Annotated in this window: 18 protein-coding genes; 3 read left to right on the plus strand and 15 right to left on the minus strand. The window is 47.7% G+C overall.

Annotated elements, in window-relative coordinates; translation table 11 throughout:
• Positions 1-35: 35 nt before the first annotated feature.
• On the minus strand, positions 36-707 hold the full coding sequence (gene queE / locus AC3AP5_RS07270) for a 7-carboxy-7-deazaguanine synthase QueE (RefSeq protein WP_487326399.1): 672 nt from the start codon (positions 705-707) through the stop codon (positions 36-38).
• Between the two features lie 48 nt (positions 708-755).
• Here queE and queC point away from each other — a divergent pair, with 48 nt between their 5' ends.
• On the plus strand, positions 756-1,415 hold the full coding sequence (gene queC, locus AC3AP5_RS07275; RefSeq protein ID WP_006955228.1) for a 7-cyano-7-deazaguanine synthase QueC: 660 nt from the start codon (positions 756-758) through the stop codon (positions 1,413-1,415).
• Here the strand turns inward: queC and nagZ are convergent, their stop codons facing one another.
• Positions 1,416-2,420 carry a beta-N-acetylhexosaminidase gene (gene nagZ, locus AC3AP5_RS07280; RefSeq protein WP_487326400.1) on the minus strand — a complete coding sequence of 335 codons (1,005 nt, stop codon included), beginning with the start codon at positions 2,418-2,420 and terminating at the stop codon, positions 1,416-1,418. It lies immediately after the preceding gene.
• Between the two features lie 129 nt (positions 2,421-2,549).
• Between nagZ and AC3AP5_RS07285 the strand changes: the two genes are divergently transcribed.
• On the plus strand, positions 2,550-3,878 hold the full coding sequence (locus AC3AP5_RS07285; protein ID WP_487326401.1) for a S41 family peptidase: 1,329 nt from the start codon (positions 2,550-2,552) through the stop codon (positions 3,876-3,878).
• Between the two features lie 22 nt (positions 3,879-3,900).
• On the opposite strand, the gene AC3AP5_RS07290 is transcribed toward AC3AP5_RS07285, so the two are convergent.
• The 13 genes from AC3AP5_RS07290 to hemA form a co-directional block, all read right to left on the minus strand.
• Positions 3,901-6,240 (minus strand): acyl-CoA dehydrogenase, encoded by a 2,340-nt coding sequence (locus tag AC3AP5_RS07290; RefSeq protein ID WP_487326402.1) that lies wholly within the window; start codon positions 6,238-6,240, stop codon positions 3,901-3,903.
• A gap of 62 nt (positions 6,241-6,302) precedes the next feature.
• Entirely contained in the window at positions 6,303-6,980 is a 678-nt protein-coding gene (locus tag AC3AP5_RS07295) for a TetR/AcrR family transcriptional regulator (protein ID WP_272978259.1), read from the minus strand.
• Positions 6,981-7,065: 85 nt separating this feature from the next.
• Positions 7,066-8,010 (minus strand): MBL fold metallo-hydrolase, encoded by a 945-nt coding sequence (locus AC3AP5_RS07300; RefSeq protein ID WP_487326403.1) that lies wholly within the window; start codon positions 8,008-8,010, stop codon positions 7,066-7,068.
• 26 nt (positions 8,011-8,036) lie between these two features.
• Positions 8,037-8,810, minus strand: a complete 774-nt coding sequence (locus AC3AP5_RS07305; RefSeq protein ID WP_006955222.1) for a ZIP family metal transporter — start codon at positions 8,808-8,810, stop codon at positions 8,037-8,039.
• Between the two features lie 30 nt (positions 8,811-8,840).
• Positions 8,841-10,313 carry a TrkH family potassium uptake protein gene (locus AC3AP5_RS07310; RefSeq protein WP_487326404.1) on the minus strand — a complete coding sequence of 491 codons (1,473 nt, stop codon included), beginning with the start codon at positions 10,311-10,313 and terminating at the stop codon, positions 8,841-8,843.
• Positions 10,314-10,340: 27 nt separating this feature from the next.
• The gene (kdsA, locus tag AC3AP5_RS07315) at positions 10,341-11,180 is read right to left on the minus strand and encodes a 3-deoxy-8-phosphooctulonate synthase (RefSeq protein ID WP_286681741.1); all 840 of its coding nucleotides are present in this window, start codon (positions 11,178-11,180) and stop codon (positions 10,341-10,343) included.
• Between the two features lie 11 nt (positions 11,181-11,191).
• A complete protein-coding gene (locus AC3AP5_RS07320; protein WP_272978257.1) occupies positions 11,192-12,463 on the minus strand; it encodes a DUF819 family protein in 1,272 nt (423 codons plus the stop codon).
• Positions 12,464-12,507: 44 nt separating this feature from the next.
• Positions 12,508-13,311 (minus strand): SirB1 family protein, encoded by an 804-nt coding sequence (locus AC3AP5_RS07325; RefSeq protein ID WP_006955218.1) that lies wholly within the window; start codon positions 13,309-13,311, stop codon positions 12,508-12,510.
• Positions 13,312-13,355: 44 nt separating this feature from the next.
• Positions 13,356-13,730 carry a SirB2 family protein gene (locus tag AC3AP5_RS07330; RefSeq protein WP_006955217.1) on the minus strand — a complete coding sequence of 125 codons (375 nt, stop codon included), beginning with the start codon at positions 13,728-13,730 and terminating at the stop codon, positions 13,356-13,358.
• Positions 13,731-13,782: 52 nt separating this feature from the next.
• Complete coding sequence (locus tag AC3AP5_RS07335; RefSeq protein ID WP_487326405.1) at positions 13,783-15,252, minus strand: DUF3369 domain-containing protein; 1,470 nt, start codon at positions 15,250-15,252, stop codon at positions 13,783-13,785.
• Between the two features lie 13 nt (positions 15,253-15,265).
• Complete coding sequence (prmC, locus tag AC3AP5_RS07340; protein ID WP_487326406.1) at positions 15,266-16,114, minus strand: peptide chain release factor N(5)-glutamine methyltransferase; 849 nt, start codon at positions 16,112-16,114, stop codon at positions 15,266-15,268.
• On the minus strand, positions 16,114-17,202 hold the full coding sequence (gene prfA / locus AC3AP5_RS07345) for a peptide chain release factor 1 (protein WP_348671221.1): 1,089 nt from the start codon (positions 17,200-17,202) through the stop codon (positions 16,114-16,116). The genes prmC and prfA overlap by 1 nt, the downstream gene beginning before the upstream one ends.
• 2 nt (positions 17,203-17,204) lie before the next feature.
• Entirely contained in the window at positions 17,205-18,476 is a 1,272-nt protein-coding gene (gene hemA / locus AC3AP5_RS07350; protein ID WP_006955213.1) for a glutamyl-tRNA reductase, read from the minus strand.
• 149 nt (positions 18,477-18,625) lie between these two features.
• Between hemA and lolB the strand changes: the two genes are divergently transcribed.
• The gene (gene lolB / locus AC3AP5_RS07355) at positions 18,626-19,276 is read left to right on the plus strand and encodes a lipoprotein insertase outer membrane protein LolB (protein WP_487326407.1); all 651 of its coding nucleotides are present in this window, start codon (positions 18,626-18,628) and stop codon (positions 19,274-19,276) included.

The following is a 19,276-nucleotide window of genomic DNA, read 5'->3' on the forward strand; positions in this document are numbered from 1 at the left end:
ATCGCCCTACCTAACGAGGGCGATCTAACTTTAACTTACTCGATATTCAGATATTTGTGCATCTGTACCGACAAACGCCAGTTGCGCTCAATACAGGTTTTCATCGCTAGTTCGGTGGCTCGTGGACGTTGACTAATAGGCTGCAAACAAATAACCACATCCGATTTAAGCTTTTGTCCTTGCAACAATCTATCTAAAGCATCTATATGTTTTTGCATCGCGATCGGGTGCTTGATTTCATCGGCACGACTCAAGCAATCGCTGCGCACTAAATAGCCCCCAGGCATATCGAGCTTAGGCGATACTGTCACCCATGTACCGGCTGTAATGAGCAACTCATAAGTACCGCTTGTCTCTATCTGTAATCGCATACCCTGGGCTTCCAGTACCTCACCCAGTTCTCGCAAATCATACATTGCAGGCTCGCCACCGGTAATCACGACATGTTTAGCACGATAGCCGCGTTGCTTTATCAGTTCGACAATATCAGCACTGGACATATCCGCCCACTCGGACGTTGCCTCAGACTTTGCCATCATCGTTGCAACTGACACTTGGTCTTCTTGCTTCACGTCCCATGTGTGTTGCGTATCACACCAAGGGCAACCAACAGGACACCCCTGTAAGCGGATAAAAATTGAAGGCACACCCGTAAAGGTCCCCTCACCCTGCAGAGTTTCAAAAATTTCGTTAATGCGGTAAGTCATGATTTTCGCTAAAATGATTGGAAGCTTAATTATACGGGGAGTCAGCGAATGTCGCAAAAGGTGGTTGTCATTTATTCAGGTGGAATGGATTCATTTACAGTACTGAATAGAGCATTAGAGCAAGGTCATGAAGTATCGGCATTGTCTTTTAATTATGGTCAACGCCATGTGCGCGAGCTGGATGTGGCCGCTAAAGTTTGCGAAGCACTCAATATTCCTCATAAAATCGTTGATATAACCGCAATTAACACCTTGCTAGCGGGCAGTTCTTTAACTGACGACATTGAGATCCCTGAGGGGCATTACGAAGAATCCTCAATGAAGTCGACAGTCGTACCCAACCGCAACATGATTTTGTTGTCACTAGCGATCGGTTACGCCGTATCCGAGGGCGCAAGTGCCGTTTATTATGGCGCTCACTCGGGTGACCACGCAATTTATCCTGATTGTCGCCCCGAATTTGTACGCCAGATGAACGTGGTCAGTCAGTTAGCAAACTACGAACCTGTAGAAGTGGTTGCGCCTTACCTTGATGTTGATAAAAATGCCATTCTCGCTGACGGCTTGCGTATGGACCTGAACTACGCAGATACGTGGACCTGCTACAACGGACGCGATAAAGCCTGTGGCAAATGCGGTGCCTGTGTCGAGCGGTTAGAGGCCTTTGCCGCCAATGGCGTCACCGACCCCCTTCCCTACGAAGCTTAATTAACCGCTGATACGCTCGATCCAGCGTTGCACTTCCTGCCAACGGTTCGAGCGTTGTAGCTCATCCATACGCTCGTAATTAGCAGCGCCCAACATCGCTTGTAAGCGCTGACGACTGCGAGCCGAAGTATCAGGTAACGGCTGTTGCAGTAGTTCAAAGGCCGCATCGCGATCATTACATACCAGTATCATGTCGCAACCCGCCTCCAGTGCTGCCAGTGCACGCTGACGCATATCGCCAACCACTGTCGCACCTTGCATCGACAAATCATCGCTAAAAATCAGCCCGTTAAAGCCCAGTTGTTCGCGCAGTATGGTTTGTAACCAATAATGAGAAAATCCCGCTGGCTGCGGATCAACCTGCTCGTAAATCACATGCGCAGGCATCATGCCTGCAAGTCGATCGGCCAACATGTCAAAAACAGGGAGATCTGTACTAAAAATGGCTTCTTTTGAGCGGCTGTCAACTGGCACTGCAAAGTGTGAGTCCGCTGCTACCGAGCCGTGTCCGGGAAAATGCTTACCTGTTGCACCCATACCTGCTTCATGCATGCCCTCAATAAATGCTTGCGCGATATGCGCGACCTGCTGAACGTCGCTCGCAAAGGCACGGTCACCAATCACTTCGCTACATCCATTAATATCCAATACCGGCGCAAAACTGATATCAATCCCTACGGCTCGAACTTCTCTCGCCATGAGCCACCCTAAGTCTTGCGCCGCAGTCAGTTGTTCATCACTCGGCAGATCAATAATACGGGCCATAGCTGGGATAGCACTGAAACCATCGCGAAACCGTTGTACTCGCCCACCCTCATGGTCAACAGCAACTAACAAGGGTGTTTCAGACGCGGCGCGAGCAGCCGCCACGAGGCTTTCCACTTGTTCAATACTGACAAAGTTGCGAGTGAACAATATCAGTCCGTTAACATCCGGATGCGCTAATAGTTGCTTATCTTCGGCGGTTAACTCAGTACCCGCGATATCGATCATTACCTGTGCCATGCCATCATCTCATTTCTTCATAATAATAAGCGCTAGTTTGCCAGAGGTGGCTGAATTGTACAGCTTGACCGATGTAAAAAATAAGCATGTAATAAGATGATTAACACACTGTTAACAATGGTGATTCAAATGAAGACAGTACGTACGCTCTTGTCACTTTCAATGTGCGCTGCGCTTGCAGCCTGCGGCGGTTCATCTTCGAGCAGTAGAGATAATAGCGCGGGTAGCGGCGATGGTTTTGCCACGTGTTCTGTCGCGGATCAAAACCAACGCTTCTTCGAATACATGCAAGAAGATTATTTTTGGAACGACAGCCTACCGCAAACCATTGACCCTGAGGCCTATGACGATGTTTATCAACTACTTGACGAATTGCGTGCGCCAGAAGATCGATACAGTTATATTTTGACGCAAGATGAATATGACGCCCTGTTTGTCTCAGCTGAATACGCAGGCTTTGGCTTTTCTCAGCAACAGATTAGTGCTGAACGTGTGAAACTACGTTTCGTCTACCAAGACTCACCCGCATGGGACGCTGGCATGCGCCGTGCAGACGAAATTATTGCGATCGATGGCGTTCCCGTTTCACAACTCCTCGCGAATGGGACCTACAACAATGCATTGGGACCTGCCGAGTCAGGCATCACAAGGGATATTACCTGGCGAACTCCGACCGGGGACGAGCAAAGCGCGACGATTACCAAGGATGAAGTGGCAACGAACACAGTAATGGGTCAAACGATTTGGCAGCTTGATGGTCAAAGTGTTGGTTATTTTACCCTTGATGCGTTTATCAATCGGACAGGTAACGACCTCAATCAAGTATTCAATGAACTGGATGCCAACAACATCGACCGTTTAGTGATTGATCTGCGATACAACGGCGGAGGGTTAATTCGTTATGCTAACCAACTTGCCACCCAGACCGCAGGTACGCAAGTACAGGGCAAAACCTTCATTCAATATCGCTTCAATGATAATAACGCGGCGCAAAATGAGACGGTGCCCTTTAGTTTGGTTGATGGCATCCGTCAGCTCGATCTGGATCAAGTCATTGTACTCACCACAGGAGCGAGTTGCTCGTCCTCTGAGCTGGTGATTAACTCATTACGACCGCACGTTAATGTGACCACGATCGGTGAAACCAGTTGTGGTAAACCTGTAGGCCAACAGCCGCAAGAGCTATGCGATAAGGTTACCTTTGCTATTAATTTTGAAACTGTGAACTCGGAGGGGCAAGGTCAGTACTACGACGGTCTATCACCTGACTGCCAGGTAAATGATGCGATTGTCGCTGATTGGGGCGAGTTTGCCGATCCGCTAACCGGTGCTGCACGCGATTTCATTGTCAACGGTCAGTGTCCAGTTAGTACGGCCGCTATGGAGCGAATATCAACACCGACTTACAAAAACGCGCCTATCTTTACCATGAAAGATAAGCGCGCCACATTACAGTAAATACCACGCCCAGAGCCGTGCGTTAATCACGCACGGCTTGTTTGCGTAAATCACCCTTCGTGGTATAGAACTGATTGTTTTCGATAATACCGGGGGCAAAGCTATCGACACCAATCGCTGTCATGCGAAGTTTTTCAGTATGAGCCAGCTTATCGGCTTCTTCTGCACTGATAATATTAAGCTCTTTCGCCTTATCGGCTAACGCCTGACCATTCAAGTTACCCGATAGCTCACCGCGCTTTTCGGCCTTACGAAGCTTCTTATAGACGTCTTTCATATCCAACATCGCTAAGAATGCTTTCTCCATATGACCTGTCATATCGTTCTCGTCGTCTTTCCAGTAGCATAAGAACGTGTGACGATCGCGAGTGATACCCGGCTTCATCATGTCAGTACTAATATCTTGTAATAACTCATCCGACGGCTGGGCAAAGTGATTACCTAGTGGGAACACCATTGCACGCATGAGTACCGCCACTGAGCGTTTAGGAAAGTTACGGAAGAATCCGTCAAATGCGTAACCAATCTTATGCAGGTGGCTTTGCACCGCATAATGCACATAAGGTAAGTCAGCTGCTTGCCGTCCTTCGTCCTCGAAACGCTTCAACACCGCCGACGCCATATACAGGTGACTCAAAACATCACCTAAACGCGCAGAGATCATTTCTTTACGTTTCAAGTCACCACCGAGCATTAACATCGACACATCCGCAGCCATGGCTAAGCCACGACTAAAGCGTGTTAAGTGCTGATAATAACGACCGGTTTCGCCACTGACCGGTGTTTCATTAAAGCGCGAACTTGTCAGCCCCATCCAAAGGCTGCTGAACACATTACTGACCGCGAAGCCAACATGTTTCATCAGCAGGCCATCGAATGCCAGTAAGCCTTGCTCTTCATCTGGGTTCGAAGCGGCTTTCATTTCTTCCAAGACGTACGGGTGGCAGCGTGTTGCCCCCTGACCAAAAATCATCAGGTTACGAGTAAGAATGTTCGCGCCCTCGACCGTAATCGAGACCGGCGTCGCCATATAATTATGGCCCAGGTAGTTGTGTGGACCTAGCTGGATCCCTTTACCTGCATGAATATCCATCGCATGTTCTATGACCTCACGTCCCATCTCTGTCATGTGGTACTTCGTCATAGCGGTAACAACCGAAGGTGATTTGCCCTGACATAACGCAGATACGGTGAGTCGGCGCATCGATTCTAAGGTGTAGTTTGTTCCACCAATTTTACCCATAGCGCTTTGCACACCTTCGAACACACCAATCGGTAAACCAAACTGTTGACGTACGTAGGCGTAAGCGCCGGTCATACGTTGCGTGACGTGACCGGAAGCTGCTGCCAATGCGGGCAATGAAATACCACGGCCAGCAGATAGGCATTCAACCAACATACGCCAGCCTTTACCTGCATAATCTGCACCGCCAATGATCCACTCTAAAGGAATGAAAACATCTTCACCGTAGGTGGTCCCATTTAAAAACGCTTGATTCAGCGGGAAGTGACGGTCCCCAGTGACCACCCCCTTGTGTGATGTCGGGATCAAAGCGCAGGTAATACCCAGCTCTTTCTTATCACCTAATAAGTTTTCAGGGTCGTACAACTTAAATGCCAAACCCAGCACCGTTGCTGAGGGCGCCAGCGTGATATAACGTTTTGACCAATTTAGACGAATACCAACGACTTCTTTGCCCTCGTGTTCACCTTTACAAATAATGCCTTCATCGGGAATAGCACCTGCATCAGAGCCTGCTTCGGGACCCGTTAATGCAAAACATGGGATATCCGTACCGTCCGCTAAACGCGGAAGCCAATAGTTTTTCTGTTCATCCGTACCGTAATGCGTTAACAGCTCGCCTGGACCGAGAGAGTTCGGCACCATCACCGATACCGCAGCACTGATAGAGCGTGACGCGATACGCGAAACAATGTATGAGTTAGCCGCTGGAGAGAAATCTAAACCACCATATTCCTTACCAATAATCATGGCAAAGAAATGCTCCTTGCGTAAAAAGTCCCAAACAGGTTTAGGCAAATCCCTATCTTGTTGAACGATTTTAAAATCATCCAACATATCCAATAACTCAGCCAGCTGATTATCGACGAACGCCTGCTCTTCACTGGTCAACTTCGGCTCGGGCGTTTCTAGTAGCTTCTGCCAATCTGGACGTCCACTGAACAACTCGCCGTCCCACCAGATATCACCTGCCTCCATTGCCTCACGTTCAGTGTCTGACAACGGCGGAAGAATGCGTTTAAATAATTTGAACACAGGCTTAGTAATTAAGCTGCGACGAATATCACCCACTGCGAGTACAATGACCAACAGCACGATAATTAATATCAAGATTTCCATTCAACTCTCCAAACAATGGGACTTACAGTCAGTCTAGAACAACCTAGCAGAGCTGTCTGCCTTTAAGGACGTTCAAGTCCACCTGCTATAAATACGATCAAATGTTCAATGACGGTTTTAATATTCACTTCATAATTAAACTCAGCTCGGGCGATTTCAATCAGTGCCTGCCCAGATACCTGCGCAAACACAGTCGCACCAAGTACAAAGTGTAAGCGCCAAAACATTTCTTCATCAGAAAGCTCTGGGTTGGCTCGGTGTAACAGCGACAAAAGGTGCTGTAACACATTGCCGAATGCCGATTGCGTATAGCGTCGTAAATGACCCTGAGTTTCTGAGTAAGCAAAACCGAGTAGCCGAAGGAAGCGCTCGGTGCCGCGTTTATGAATACCGTTCAACGAAAATAATGGCAGCTTGAAGGCTTCAAACACCTGCAATGTTGTTAGCGCTGATTCATCATCAAGACCACGTAACTCCTCATCCAGCGCAGGCATGAACACATCCATGTAGCGTGCTACCACAGCCTGAATGAGTGCTTTCTTAGAACCAAAGTGATAGTTGACGGATGCTAAATTAACATCCGCTTCTTGGGTAATTTGGCGTAAAGACGTTTGTTCAAACCCCTCTTTCGCAAACAATCGCTCGGCGGTATCGAGTATCCGCTTCTGTGTTGAGGGCTTGTTAGACGACGCCCGCACTGATGACGGGGCGTCGCTAGCATGACTTTTAAGATTAGACATGATTAGAAACACACATTTTAAACATGCGTTTAATTTAATCGATGTCGTTTCAGCGATCAAGTGTTCGCTGAAATATTATGGCAAGTTACCACATCGGCGAGTAATTTACAGGTACCCAGTCATAGGCATCGCCATCGCTTTTTACTTGGCCCACACCAGGAAATGGTAAATGCGCGCCCGCGACGTAATAACCCTCTTTCTCTGCCTCAGCATAGGCTTTGATGCGTCGCTCTCGCGCCTCATCTTGATTACTATCAAACGCAATCGTCACTTTCGGTTGATCAAACTGCACTTCCGCGACGTGCATAATATCGCCCCAAAAGACTAAGGTTTGGTCACCTGCATCCAACCGATACATCGTGTGTCCTGGCGTATGGCCGTAGGCTTCCACACTTTTTATATTTCCGGCGAGCGTTTCGCCCGCAACAAAAGGTTTAAACTGACCGGCTTCTGCGTAAGCACCCAAGGCTTTCATCGCAGCTTTAAAACCACCCTGTTGTGCTTCAGGCACTTGTTGCATTTGTTGCTTTGATAGCCAGTAGTCCGCGTCGTGTTTATCCGCGCGAACGGTCGCATTTTTAAACACGCGTTCTCCATCATCGATCAGCCCGCCGATATGGTCTGAGTGCATGTGAGTAATATACACCTCATCGATTTGATCGGTACTATAGCCAGCTGCCTCGATATTACGGACGAGATTACCTAAAGATGCGCCGAACATTGAGCCCGCACCGGTATCTATCAAAATGAGAGACTCACCGTCATTAATAAGGTAAGCATTGACCGAGGTTTCCAACGGTGACTGACGATAAAATTCGGCGAGTTTTTCACGCACCTTGTCCGCATCCATTTGTAACAGCTGATGCACCGGTAACTCTGTCGTACCATCAGATATAGCCGTTACCTCGACATCACCTAACATCATACGGTAATAGCCCGGCGCCGAAGTCTTTTGCTGAGGAGCGCTTGCAATCGCACTGACACTCAAAGTGGTAGCCAACGTTAAGGTTAAAACTGAACGTTTAAACATGGTTTTTTATCCTCTATAGAATGAACTCAACCTAACCATACGTCTAGAAACAGCATTATGACCAATCCAACCATCAACCCGCCACTGGCTTTAGAATGCTCACCCTCGCGGTGAGTTTCAGGAATAATTTCATGGCTAATGACGTAAATCATCGCTCCGGCTGAAAGCAATAACCCCCAAGGCAACAGCCACTCCGTTAAGCCAACAAAAATCCCACCTAACAAACCACCTATCGGCTCAACTAACCCTGTCAAAGCACCAATTAAAAACGCCTTAAATCGCGAATAGTTAAGGGCTAACAAGGCCAAAGAAACGGCCAACCCTTCTGGCACATTTTGTAAACCAATACCGGAGGCAATCGCTATAGTTGCGTCCCAGTCCTCGCCAGCAGCCGTTATACCGACCGCTAAGCCTTCTGGGATGTTGTGAATCGTGATCGCGATAATGAATAGCCACAAGCGACTTAGACGTGAATTGACGGGGCCTTCAGTGCCTTTGATAAAATGCTCATGAGGTACGGTCTTATCAATAAGAGCAATGAGTAAAGCGCCAGCGAGGATACCCGTAACCGCCATTAACGGAGGAATGATCCCATCGCCATAGAGATTACTGGCAATCTCTAGCGCCGGCACAATCAAAGAGAAAAACGCTGCAGCCAACATCACGCCAGCAGCAAAGCCAAGCAGAATATTGGTATGACGCTGACTCGGTTGCCAGCCAATAAGAACAACACTGGAACCTAGTGCTGTCATCAAGCCACTAGCCCCGCTTACAAAAAAGGCAAGCAACCAAGGATCCATAAATTAGTCCTACGTTTTGATAAAAAGGTATCAGTGTCGCCAGTAGTGGCGATGAAACAATATCAGCACGGTCATTATTTCTAGACGCCCGGCTAACATGGCAAACACCAGTAATAATTTAGCACCACTCTCTAAACTCGCGAAGCTACCCGAGGGACCGATTACTTCACCCAAACCGGGGCCTACGTTACTTACGGCAGAAGCGGCACCCGAGATCGCCGTTAGGAAATCAAGATCAAACAAAGATAGTCCTAGCGCGATGAATGCAACGAGGAGAAAATACATAAAACAAAAGGCGACCATAGAACCCAGTAAGGCATCATTGACACGGCGATCTTGGTAACTTTGAACCCTAACTAAGTTCGGGTGTATTAGCTGACTAAACTGCTTTTTGAGTAGCAGTTGTGAGAGCTGAAAACGAAAGATCTTCATACCGCCAGCGGTTGAGCCCGTGCAACCACCGACAAACATCAAGTAGAAAAACACCATTAATGCCCAGTTTCCCCACTGTCCGTAATCTTCGCTTGCGTAGCCGGTCGTCGTTACGACCGATACCACGTTAAAGGCTGTATGAATTAATGCATCAAAGACATCTCGACCACGCGTACCGTGCACCAGTGTGATAAAGGTAATTGCGACGGCAAGAAAAATCAGAAAAGCACGTACTTGGGAGTCTTGATACAGCGGACCAACATCCCCCTTCAGCGCACGAATATATAAAACAAAGGGCAAAGCACCGGCGACCATAAAGAGTGTTCCCGTTATCATCAAAAACGGGCTATCGGCAAAATGTCCGAACGAGGCATCATAATTGGAGAAGCCAGCCGTCGCAATTGTAGTCATGCCGTGTACAATCGCGTCAAAGGTGTGCATCCCGCCAAACCAATACAGCAACATCACCAGAAGCGTTAAAAGAATATAGACTCGCCCAATCGCAAATACCATATTGCTCGAACGAGGCATAAATTTACCGGAAATATCTGAGGATTCAGCTTGGAAAAGTCGCATACCACCGACTTGCAAAAACGGTAATATCGCCATCGCCATAACAATGATACCGATGCCGCCTAACCATTGCAGCATGCCACGCCAAAGCAGCACCGCGCGAGGGAGGTTATCAAGCCCAACAATCACCGTAGCCCCTGTCGTGGTGATGGCGGACATTGATTCGAACCAAGCATCTGCGAAGCTCAAGTAGGGTTGCGCGAAAATAAATGGCAATGCCGAGAATAGACTTGCAGATAACCAACAGAGTGATGTCAGCAAAAACACTTGTCTAGCTCGTAATTTGGCATCACCCGATTTTTGTAGAAACAACGCGGTACCGACTACCACTCCGATAACAGCTAACGTGAGGTAGGTCCATTGTTCTTTTTCGCTGTTTGCGACGGCTACCGCAAACGGTAATAGCATTGCGACGGACAACAATGCTAACAAGCCGCCGACTGCTCGCGACAAAATTTTTGCCGCATCAACGCCAGTAAGTTTAGTTGGCGCCTGCATATGTGACGGCTTTAACATGGCAACGGTTTAGTTCGTAGTATCGAGGGGGGCAAATGATTTGACCAAGTCGTCAACTGCTTTCATTTGCTGCAAATAGGGTTCGAGTTTTGCCAATGGTAGCGCACAAGGACCGTCACACTTTGCTTCATCTGGGTTTGGGTGTGCCTCAATAAATAGACCGGCTAATCCCAGCGCCATTCCCGAACGCGCTAACTCGGCAGCTTGCGCCCGACGACCGTCCGCCGAATCGAGCCGACCGCCAGGCCGCTGTAAAGCATGCGTCGCATCAAACACGACCGGTGCCATTGACTTCATGTCATCCATGCCCAGCATATCAACAATTAGATTATTATAGCCAAAGCAACTCCCCCGCTCGCATAACAAAATACGTTCGTTGCCTGCTTCATTGAACTTCTTGATGATATGTTTCATCTCATGCGGCGCTAAAAACTGCGGTTTTTTAACATTAACCACCGCGCCCGTTTTTGCCATAGCCATAACTAAGTCGGTTTGACGTGCCAAAAAGGCGGGTAGCTGAATAATGTCAGCGACTTCAGCTACCGGCGAGGCCTGATAAGGTTCGTGTACATCCGTGATAATGGGTACATTAAAAGCCTGTTTTACAGCTTCAAATATTTTTAAGCCTTCCTCTAATCCGGGCCCTCGAAACGAATGAATCGATGAGCGATTTGCTTTATCAAAAGATGCTTTAAAGACATAAGGGATACCTAATGCCTCGGTCACCTTCATAAAGTGCTCAGCGGTGCGGAGCGCGAGATCCCGAGATTCGAGTACATTGAGCCCGCCAAATAAAACAAACGGACGCTGGTTATCAAACGTAATATTACCCATATCAACGGATTGCATACTAACGCTCCTTAACTACCGACAACACGCAGGATTTGACCGGCTAAATAAGCCATATAGGTACCCAATGCATAACCCATCACGGCCAATAATACACCAACCGGAGCTAGCGAAGGATGAAAAGCGGATGCAACCACGGGCGCGGACGCAGCACCGCCAACATTGGCTTGACTTCCCACAGCCATGTAAAAGACAGGGGCTTTTATGAGCTTAGCAACAAGTAGCATCAAGCCTGCATGAATCATCATCCAAATAGCACCTATCAAGAAATATTTAGGGGCATCAACGATTGCGGTGACGTCCATATGTAAACCAATACTGGCGACTAGAATATAAACGAAAACTGAACCAATTTTAGAGGCGCCAGCCGCTTCAAGAGACCGGGCACGCGTGAACGATAATGCGATCCCGCCTGCTGTTGCTAATACGATGACCCAGAAAAACAAACTATCTAAGCTAAAACGACTTAAGTACGGCGCATGCTCTCCGATGGCGGGTGCTATCCAATCGGCCAGTAAATGAGCCAAGCCCGCTACCCCAAAACCAACAGCTAAAATCAACATCAAGTCGCGTAAACTGGGATTACGCACGTGTTCAGCCTCGTATTTTTCAACTTTCGCGCGAATTGCGTCAATCGCCGAGGTATCCGCACCCGTGCGCGCATCAATTTTCTTAGCGTTTGCCGCCATATAAAGCAGTACAGCCATCCAAAGGTTGGCAACAATGATATCGACTGTAACCATTGCAGAGAAGATGTCGCCGCCGACTTCGTAAACTTCTTTCATCGCCGCTTGGTTTGCACCACCACCTATCCAACTACCTGCAATCGTAGTCATACCGCGCCAAACCGCATCCGGTCCTGCACCACCCAGTAGTTCTGGGAAGACTAAGGAGACCAACAGCAACGCTATAGGCCCCCCTATAACAATACCCAACGTACCTGTTAAAAATAGAATAAGCGCTTTTGATCCCAAACCTACAACCGCTTTCAGATCTAAGCTCAGAGTCAATAGCACCATACACGCAGGTAAGAGATAATCCATGGTGATATCTGTCACAGCAGTGGCATTGCCATCGACAATATTAAATGTGTTCAGCAGTGATGGAATGAAATAACACAGCAACAATGCTGGAACGTATTTATAAAACTTTTCAAACGCAGGATGTTTGCTCGAGTGGGTATAAAAAACCAACCCTAAAATGGCTAATAGCAAGCCAATAATCACACCATCATTGGTGATCAAAGCGGTCGTCTCTGCAACCTTAGGTGCAGCTGCCAGCATCTGGATACTCCTTAATTTTAATCATTCTTATTAAACTGTTTTTATCAATGAACAATATGCGACGGTCCAGCATAATTTTCCAATTGTAACTTTAACAACTGAGCGCTGGGGTCATCGGGACATTGCTCAACGAAAAATTGATAGTCGTCTGCTGCAATATGCTGACAACCTAATTCTTCGTACAAATAACCACGATCTCGAATCTCATAGGGATCATTGGGCCGTAAAACGAGCAACATCTCAATACAACGCAACGCTTTCTCGAAGCGAGCCTCAGCCATGAAGCATTGTTTTAATTCAGTCAGATACGCCTCGATAAGCGCTGACTGCGGTGTTGCTTCTGCCCACTCCCAACAGAATTCAGCATCTCCGTCCATCAGGTGATCGAACCGATGAACAATATCTTCGTAGCGCACTGACTCGCCCGTATGAGGATCAAAAAAGTACGCTTGGTTGTGCGCTTCATATTTAAGTAGCGGATAACCGGGAAAGTCAATCAGTTGAACATGCAAGCCATGACGGTGCGCCGCTGCGTGTAATAGCATTGCTAACACCAAGGGCACACCCGTGCGTTGCATACACACATCATGGATTAAAATTCGATGGGATTTAACCCATGATTCAGGCGCATCGCTGTAACCCAATTGGCGATAAAAATGACGTCCCAACTGAGCCATTTTATCTGCCGCGGAGGCGTCTTCCTCGAAACCTCCAAAGTTGTCCACTTGTTGCCAAAATTCATCAATATCGGCTACCTTTCGATAGCCAAGTTGACGACTGATTTCCCAAATAATATCAATTGTTGGTAGCCATTCTTGTTCACTGGACTCAAGAAAAGAATACGACATGGTCACCTAAGTAAAATTGAGTGTATGAATGCGTTTTGCGTATTTTACGCAAACAGTACGGGCATTTTTGAATAAGCGACATGGAAAAGAAACAATAACCAAGCCACAGCACCTAAAAATCCAACCCAACGCCAAGCAGCACTCGACGCCTTAAAAGCAATTAGACCAAAAATAATGTAGCCGACAAGGCCAATAATTTTATTAGACAGCCATGCTGCGCCAATAGGCGCCCCACCAACGATAATAATCATCGCGATGGCACTTAACAGAAGAAAAGTATCGTTCACATGCGGCACAATTTTCACCCACTTCTTCTGTAACTGTTGAGGGGACTTCAACACCCAGAAAAAACGCAGCATAAATAAAGCCACGGAAATCACGACAAATAGCACGTGCAAATGTTTAAATGCGATATACAAAATTAATTCTCCTTGCCGTCAAAAAATTGCATAGTAGACGCGCTAATCATGACTACGCCAGGACACCGCTTAGGTGTTTAATGACGTTATCTAAAAAGTCGGGAGAGTAATAACGCCCGCGTTCGTCTTGCAAACGCGTAATCATATCACTTTCTGCCAATCCCTGCGCGCGCCAATCGGCGATTTGTTCCGATACCAAGATGACTTGAGTCGGTTGAGCAATCGAGCTTCCCTTTTTGCCATCCGGTAAGCCTAATCCATCCCAACGCTCCAATCGATCCATTAACGCCGTAAAAGCAAATTGTGTTGCTTGTTCTTGACCATTTTTCAGTCCTCGCAGTGACGTCGCAATTCGTTGTTGGCAACTGGTTTCGTGAGCGGCTGCGTTAGGCTCAATACACGACAACAAAGGTTTAGCGCGTGTATATAGCGTCAACGCACAACTTATATTGATGGCGGTGGTCTCATCGAATAACCTAGTGCCGATGCGATAAGCAATAGCCTCAGACCCGCCAACGGTGCTGCTATCAAAGTGCACTGCTTGCAGGCGCACCAGTTGGTCAGCAATGCCCGCCATAAGAACGTCTGTATCTTCGATACACACTACATTGTCTTGCGCTTTCTGCACGTTTTCAGCAAATAGCTTTAAGACATGATGATCATCATCGGTGAGCGCACGCGACATACCACCGATAAACAACACAGAGCCTTGAGGACGACAATGGCTCCGACAATACATCAGTACAAAATCATCTCCATAATAATGGCTATTATCACGGATGACGTTATCGAGCTCGGAGAGCGCCTTGCCCGGCAATACAGCACGCAAAGTTTGCCCCATCGCAACGTCGCTATCCTCGCCATTGGCGGCGACAACACGGTAAGCACGGCCATCGTCGGTCGCCGTTGCATACAACGTTTGCCTGGCTCCGCCGATCACCCAACTGAGCTGCTGGACAATACCGTCAACAAACTGTTGCATAGGTTGCAATGTATATAAGTTGGCCGATGCTTCAATGATTTTCTCGAGGCCCTGACGGCTTTGATCGACCGACATGATATCGCGGTACGAACGTAACGACGACATCACCGCAGTAAACAGTTTCTGCGCAGTAAGCTCAGTTTTAGATTTGTAGTCGTTGATATCATAATTGACAATCACTGTACGCTCGGGCGCTTGCCCTGGCTGACCTGTGCGAAGAATAATCCGAGTGTAGTGGTTATCCGCTTCTTCACGAATATAACGAGCGACTTTCAAGCCCGCATCGTCAGATTCCATCACCACGTCGAGTAATAGAATGGCAGCATCAGGATGTTGATCCACCAATTGACGCGCTTCTTCACCCGAAAAAGCACTGAAAAAATCAAGACCTCGACCGAGGAACTCAAAATCGCTTAATGCCAATTTTGTCACCGCATGAACCTCGGGTTCATCATCAACAATAAGCACCTTCCATTTGTCTTTTAGGAGTGCAGGTTGCGAGTGTTGCGGCTCATCAGCAAACATGAACTGATTGCTCATAATGGTCTCTCTCTTATTTCACTTTCTGTCCGCCAGTGATTCGTTCGACATTACCATAATCTCGCCATATGTTAACGTTTTTATAACCGAATTCACGTAATAAAGTTATAACCGCTTGCGCTTGCTGCCAACCATGTTCCATTAGCAACCAACCGTTCGGTTTCAGGTACGCGTGACCTTGTTCTGCGATGTGATGAAGATCAGCGATCCCAGCGCGTTCTGCGACAAGTGCCGAACGGGGCTCAAAACGCACATCACCTTGAGCTAAGTGCGCATCATCCTCAGCAATGTAGGGAGGATTACTAACGATTAGATCGTAAGCGCTTCGCTCTGCCAAACTGTCGAACCAATTACTGTGCAAAACTTCAACAGCAAGCCCAAGGCGTCGCGCATTACGTTGAGCAAGCGACACTGCCGGTGCTGACCAATCGACTGCGGTCACCTGCCAATCTGGACGCTCGCTTTTCAGCGCCAGTGCGATCGCGCCCGTTCCAGTACCTAAATCTAAAACCCGTGCATCTGCCGGTAAGGATAGTGACAGTGCTGTTTCTACAAGGCATTCGGTATCCGGCCGGGGGATCAGTGTACTGTTGTCCACCGCAAGAGAGAGTGACCAAAATTCTCGCTCACCAACAATATAAGCAACGGGTTCACCTCGGCAACGTCGCGCAACCCAGTTTTGCAATTGTTGAAATTGTGCATCCGTTAAACGACGTTCCGGCCACGTCATGAAATAGCTCAATGGCTTATCGAGGAGGTAAGATAACAATACGCGGCTGTCAACCTGAGCATCGGCTGAGTCTGAATCCGTTGCAAGCTGTTGACGCGCCCACTTGAGCGCGTCTTCGATACTTAAGTTCATTAATTATCTTGCGACAATGCAGCGAGCTGGTCAGCTTGATGTTCAGTGATAATCGGGTCCAGCAATAGGTCAAGCCCGCCCTCAAGTACCTCATCTAAGCGATATAGAGTGAGGTTTATACGATGATCTGTGACGCGGCTTTGTGGGTAATTGTAGGTACGGATACGTTCTGAACGATCACCGCTTCCCACCAAGCTGCGTCGGGTACTGGCTTCTTCTTGCGCGCGCTTCTCATCTTCCATGCGCTGTAATCGTGATTGCAGTACCGACATCGCCTTGGCACGGTTTTTGTGCTGTGAGCGCTCTTCCTGACACTCAACGACCACCCCCGACGGCAAGTGAGTAATACGAATCGCAGAGTCCGTTCGGTTAACGTGTTGTCCACCTGCGCCCGACGCTCGAAAGGTGTCAACGCGCAAGTCAGCTGGATTTATTTCAATGGCTTCTGCCTCTGGAATTTCGGGCAACACCGCCACCGTACATGCCGACGTATGAATCCGCCCTTGAGATTCCGTTTCAGGTACGCGTTGAACACGATGCCCACCGGATTCAAATTTCATACGACCATAGACACCATCGCCACTTAACTGCGCAATCACTTCCTTATAACCGCCATGTTCGCCTTCGTTAGCACTGACAGTACTTACGCGCCATCCGTGTTGTTCAGCATAACGGCTGTACATGCGGAACAAATCGCCGGCAAAAATCGCCGCTTCATCACCCCCTGCGCCCGCACGGATTTCTAGGTAACATGCGCGATCATCGTTTGGATCTTTAGGCAGCAGTAGTACTTGCAATGAGTTTTCTAGGCTTTCCACCCGCTGTTTAGCATCGGCAATCTCTTCATTTGCCATTTCACGCATTTCGGGATCATCGTCATCAGCCATTTCGTGTGCAGCGGTTAGATCAGATTGCGCCTGTCGATAAGAATTAAACGCACTGACTACTTCTTCTAACTGAGCGTATTCCTTTGATAATGAACGAAACTTATCCTGATCTGAAATAATATCAGGTTCGCCCAGTAGTGCTTGCACTTCCTCATAGCGCTCAATTAATCCCTCAAGCTTGCGCTCTATCGATGGATTCATGCTTAATTGGTTTCCTTATTCTGATTATCATCCTCAAGCCACAATCGCTGAAGCACTGACAAAGTCGTTTGGTCACCCTGCTCGCCCGCTTGTTTTAACAGCTGCGTGGGTCGGTGCGCGAGTTGTTGCGTTAGTTTGTGACTGAGAACTTGCATGACTTGCTCGGCTGGCTTGCCTTGTTGCAACATCGCCAACGCCTTTTCTAGCTGGAGCTGCGCAACTTTCTGTGTGTGTTGCCGATAGTCCCTAATTAACGTAACGCTATCTAGGGAGCGTAACCAATCTAAAAATTGGTTGGCTTCCCGAGCAATAATTTTGCGAGCTTGCTGCGCGGCTTGCTCGCGGTTCTTAATATTTTCGCTGATTATATTTTGTAAATCATCAACCGTATAGAGGTACGCGTCATCCAATTCATTCACTTGCTCCTCAATATCGCGAGGTACCGCCAAGTCGATGAGTAAAATGGGTTTATGGCGACGCTGCTTTAATGCTTTTTCAACACGTCCTTTACCAATAATCGGTAAAGTACTGGCGGTCGAGCTAACTACGATATCTGCATTCGGTAATAACTCACCTAACTGACTCAAACTGTGTGCCTCGGCGCCTACACGTTGAGCCAGTTCGGTGGCACGCTGCAAAGTGCGGTTGGCAACGTTTAAAGAGCTAACACCTTGCTGCACAAGATGTTGAGCAACCAGTTCAGACGTATCACCAGCGCCCACCAGAAGTACATTCGAATGTTTTAAATCACCGAAAATATGCTTAGCTAAACTAACAGCAGCAAAGGCGACAGACACCGCATTTTGACCAACTTCGGTTTCATTTCTAACCGCTTTAGCAACACGGAACGTATTTTGAAAAAGTCGCTCGAGAATACCACCCACCACATTAAAATGCTTCGCCTGCTGGTATGCTTGTTTCACTTGTCCCAGTATCTGCGGCTCTCCAAGCACCAATGAATCTAAACCGCTAGCGACACTCATCAAATGTGCAACCGCATCTTCTTGAATATGATAATAATGATGTTGCTCAAGTTCACTCGGCGTGATGCCATGAAATTGTGACAACCAATGCAGCATCGGCTGATGTTCGGCATGACCATGACAATAAAGTTCAGTACGATTGCAGGTCGATACAATGATGGCTTCTTCAATTCCAGGTAACTGCTTAAGCTCAGTCAACGCCTGTTCTAATTGCACCGGACCAAAAGCTACGCGCTCTCGTAACTCTACAGGTGCTGTTCTATGGTTTATGCCTAAAATTGAAATGGTCATCGGGAGTCGCGGTTTACTCTAACAGAGGGTTGAAAACGCTGAGCGGATTGTACGTGATCGGAGGGATTATTGAAAGTCACAGACAATTCTGGTCAACTACGCAAAACGATATGTTCTATCCTCTTTAATTGATAAAGGCGAATTCCCCTGTGGTGTTAAAAATCTCTCGTTGGACATTGCTGACGCTATTATGCAGCCTCGTTTTAACAGCCTGTAGCATACCCGAACCACCGCAACAAAGTGTCGGTACTAATATTACCAATCAGCAAGTTCAAGCGCACCAAACACGCTTGCAACGAATAAATAGATGGCAGCTATCGGGTCGCTTTGCCTTGACAGAAATCAAATCAAACAGTAAAGACAGTGCTTATCTCAGTTGGCGTTCGTCGCCTCAACAGCAAGATATTGTGATTACACATCCCTTACGTGGGGAACTAGCCCATTTGAATATAAGCGCTCAGGTTGCAACGATAAAAGTCGATGGCGAACAGGTACAAAGCCGCTCAGCGCGAGACCTGCTTTATCAATATACTGGGATGCGGCTGCCGGTAGAGGAGTTGCCCCATTGGCTGTTGGGTCGTCTCGACCCGAGGTTTACGCAATTTCACTTTGATAAACAAGGTCGGCTCATTAATGCACATTACAAAACAAGTGCAGGTGATCATTGGCAGCTCACATGGTTTTACCAACCTCAGCAGCTTTTACCTGAGCAAATACATGCCGAAACCGACCAATTGAAACTCAAAATTCAGGCGCAAAACTGGCAAACTCAACCTTCTTTAAACACTTTGGTATTGTAG

The organism is Idiomarina sp. D18 (genome assembly GCF_057748155.1).

Coding starts and splice junctions, on each gene's coding strand:
- queE (WP_487326399.1), bottom strand. CDS start 707: ATGACTTACCGCATTAACGAAATTTTTGAAACTCTGCAGGGTGAGGGG.
- queC (WP_006955228.1), top strand. CDS start 756: ATGTCGCAAAAGGTGGTTGTCATTTATTCAGGTGGAATGGATTCATTT.
- nagZ (WP_487326400.1), bottom strand. CDS start 2,420: ATGGCACAGGTAATGATCGATATCGCGGGTACTGAGTTAACCGCCGAA.
- AC3AP5_RS07285 (WP_487326401.1), top strand. CDS start 2,550: ATGAAGACAGTACGTACGCTCTTGTCACTTTCAATGTGCGCTGCGCTT.
- AC3AP5_RS07290 (WP_487326402.1), bottom strand. CDS start 6,240: ATGGAAATCTTGATATTAATTATCGTGCTGTTGGTCATTGTACTCGCA.
- AC3AP5_RS07295 (WP_272978259.1), bottom strand. CDS start 6,980: ATGTCTAATCTTAAAAGTCATGCTAGCGACGCCCCGTCATCAGTGCGG.
- AC3AP5_RS07300 (WP_487326403.1), bottom strand. CDS start 8,010: ATGTTTAAACGTTCAGTTTTAACCTTAACGTTGGCTACCACTTTGAGT.
- AC3AP5_RS07305 (WP_006955222.1), bottom strand. CDS start 8,810: ATGGATCCTTGGTTGCTTGCCTTTTTTGTAAGCGGGGCTAGTGGCTTG.
- AC3AP5_RS07310 (WP_487326404.1), bottom strand. CDS start 10,313: ATGCAGGCGCCAACTAAACTTACTGGCGTTGATGCGGCAAAAATTTTG.
- kdsA (WP_286681741.1), bottom strand. CDS start 11,180: ATGCAATCCGTTGATATGGGTAATATTACGTTTGATAACCAGCGTCCG.
- AC3AP5_RS07320 (WP_272978257.1), bottom strand. CDS start 12,463: ATGCTGGCAGCTGCACCTAAGGTTGCAGAGACGACCGCTTTGATCACC.
- AC3AP5_RS07325 (WP_006955218.1), bottom strand. CDS start 13,311: ATGTCGTATTCTTTTCTTGAGTCCAGTGAACAAGAATGGCTACCAACA.
- AC3AP5_RS07335 (WP_487326405.1), bottom strand. CDS start 15,252: ATGAGCAATCAGTTCATGTTTGCTGATGAGCCGCAACACTCGCAACCT.
- prmC (WP_487326406.1), bottom strand. CDS start 16,114: ATGAACTTAAGTATCGAAGACGCGCTCAAGTGGGCGCGTCAACAGCTT.
- prfA (WP_348671221.1), bottom strand. CDS start 17,202: ATGAATCCATCGATAGAGCGCAAGCTTGAGGGATTAATTGAGCGCTAT.
- hemA (WP_006955213.1), bottom strand. CDS start 18,476: ATGACCATTTCAATTTTAGGCATAAACCATAGAACAGCACCTGTAGAG.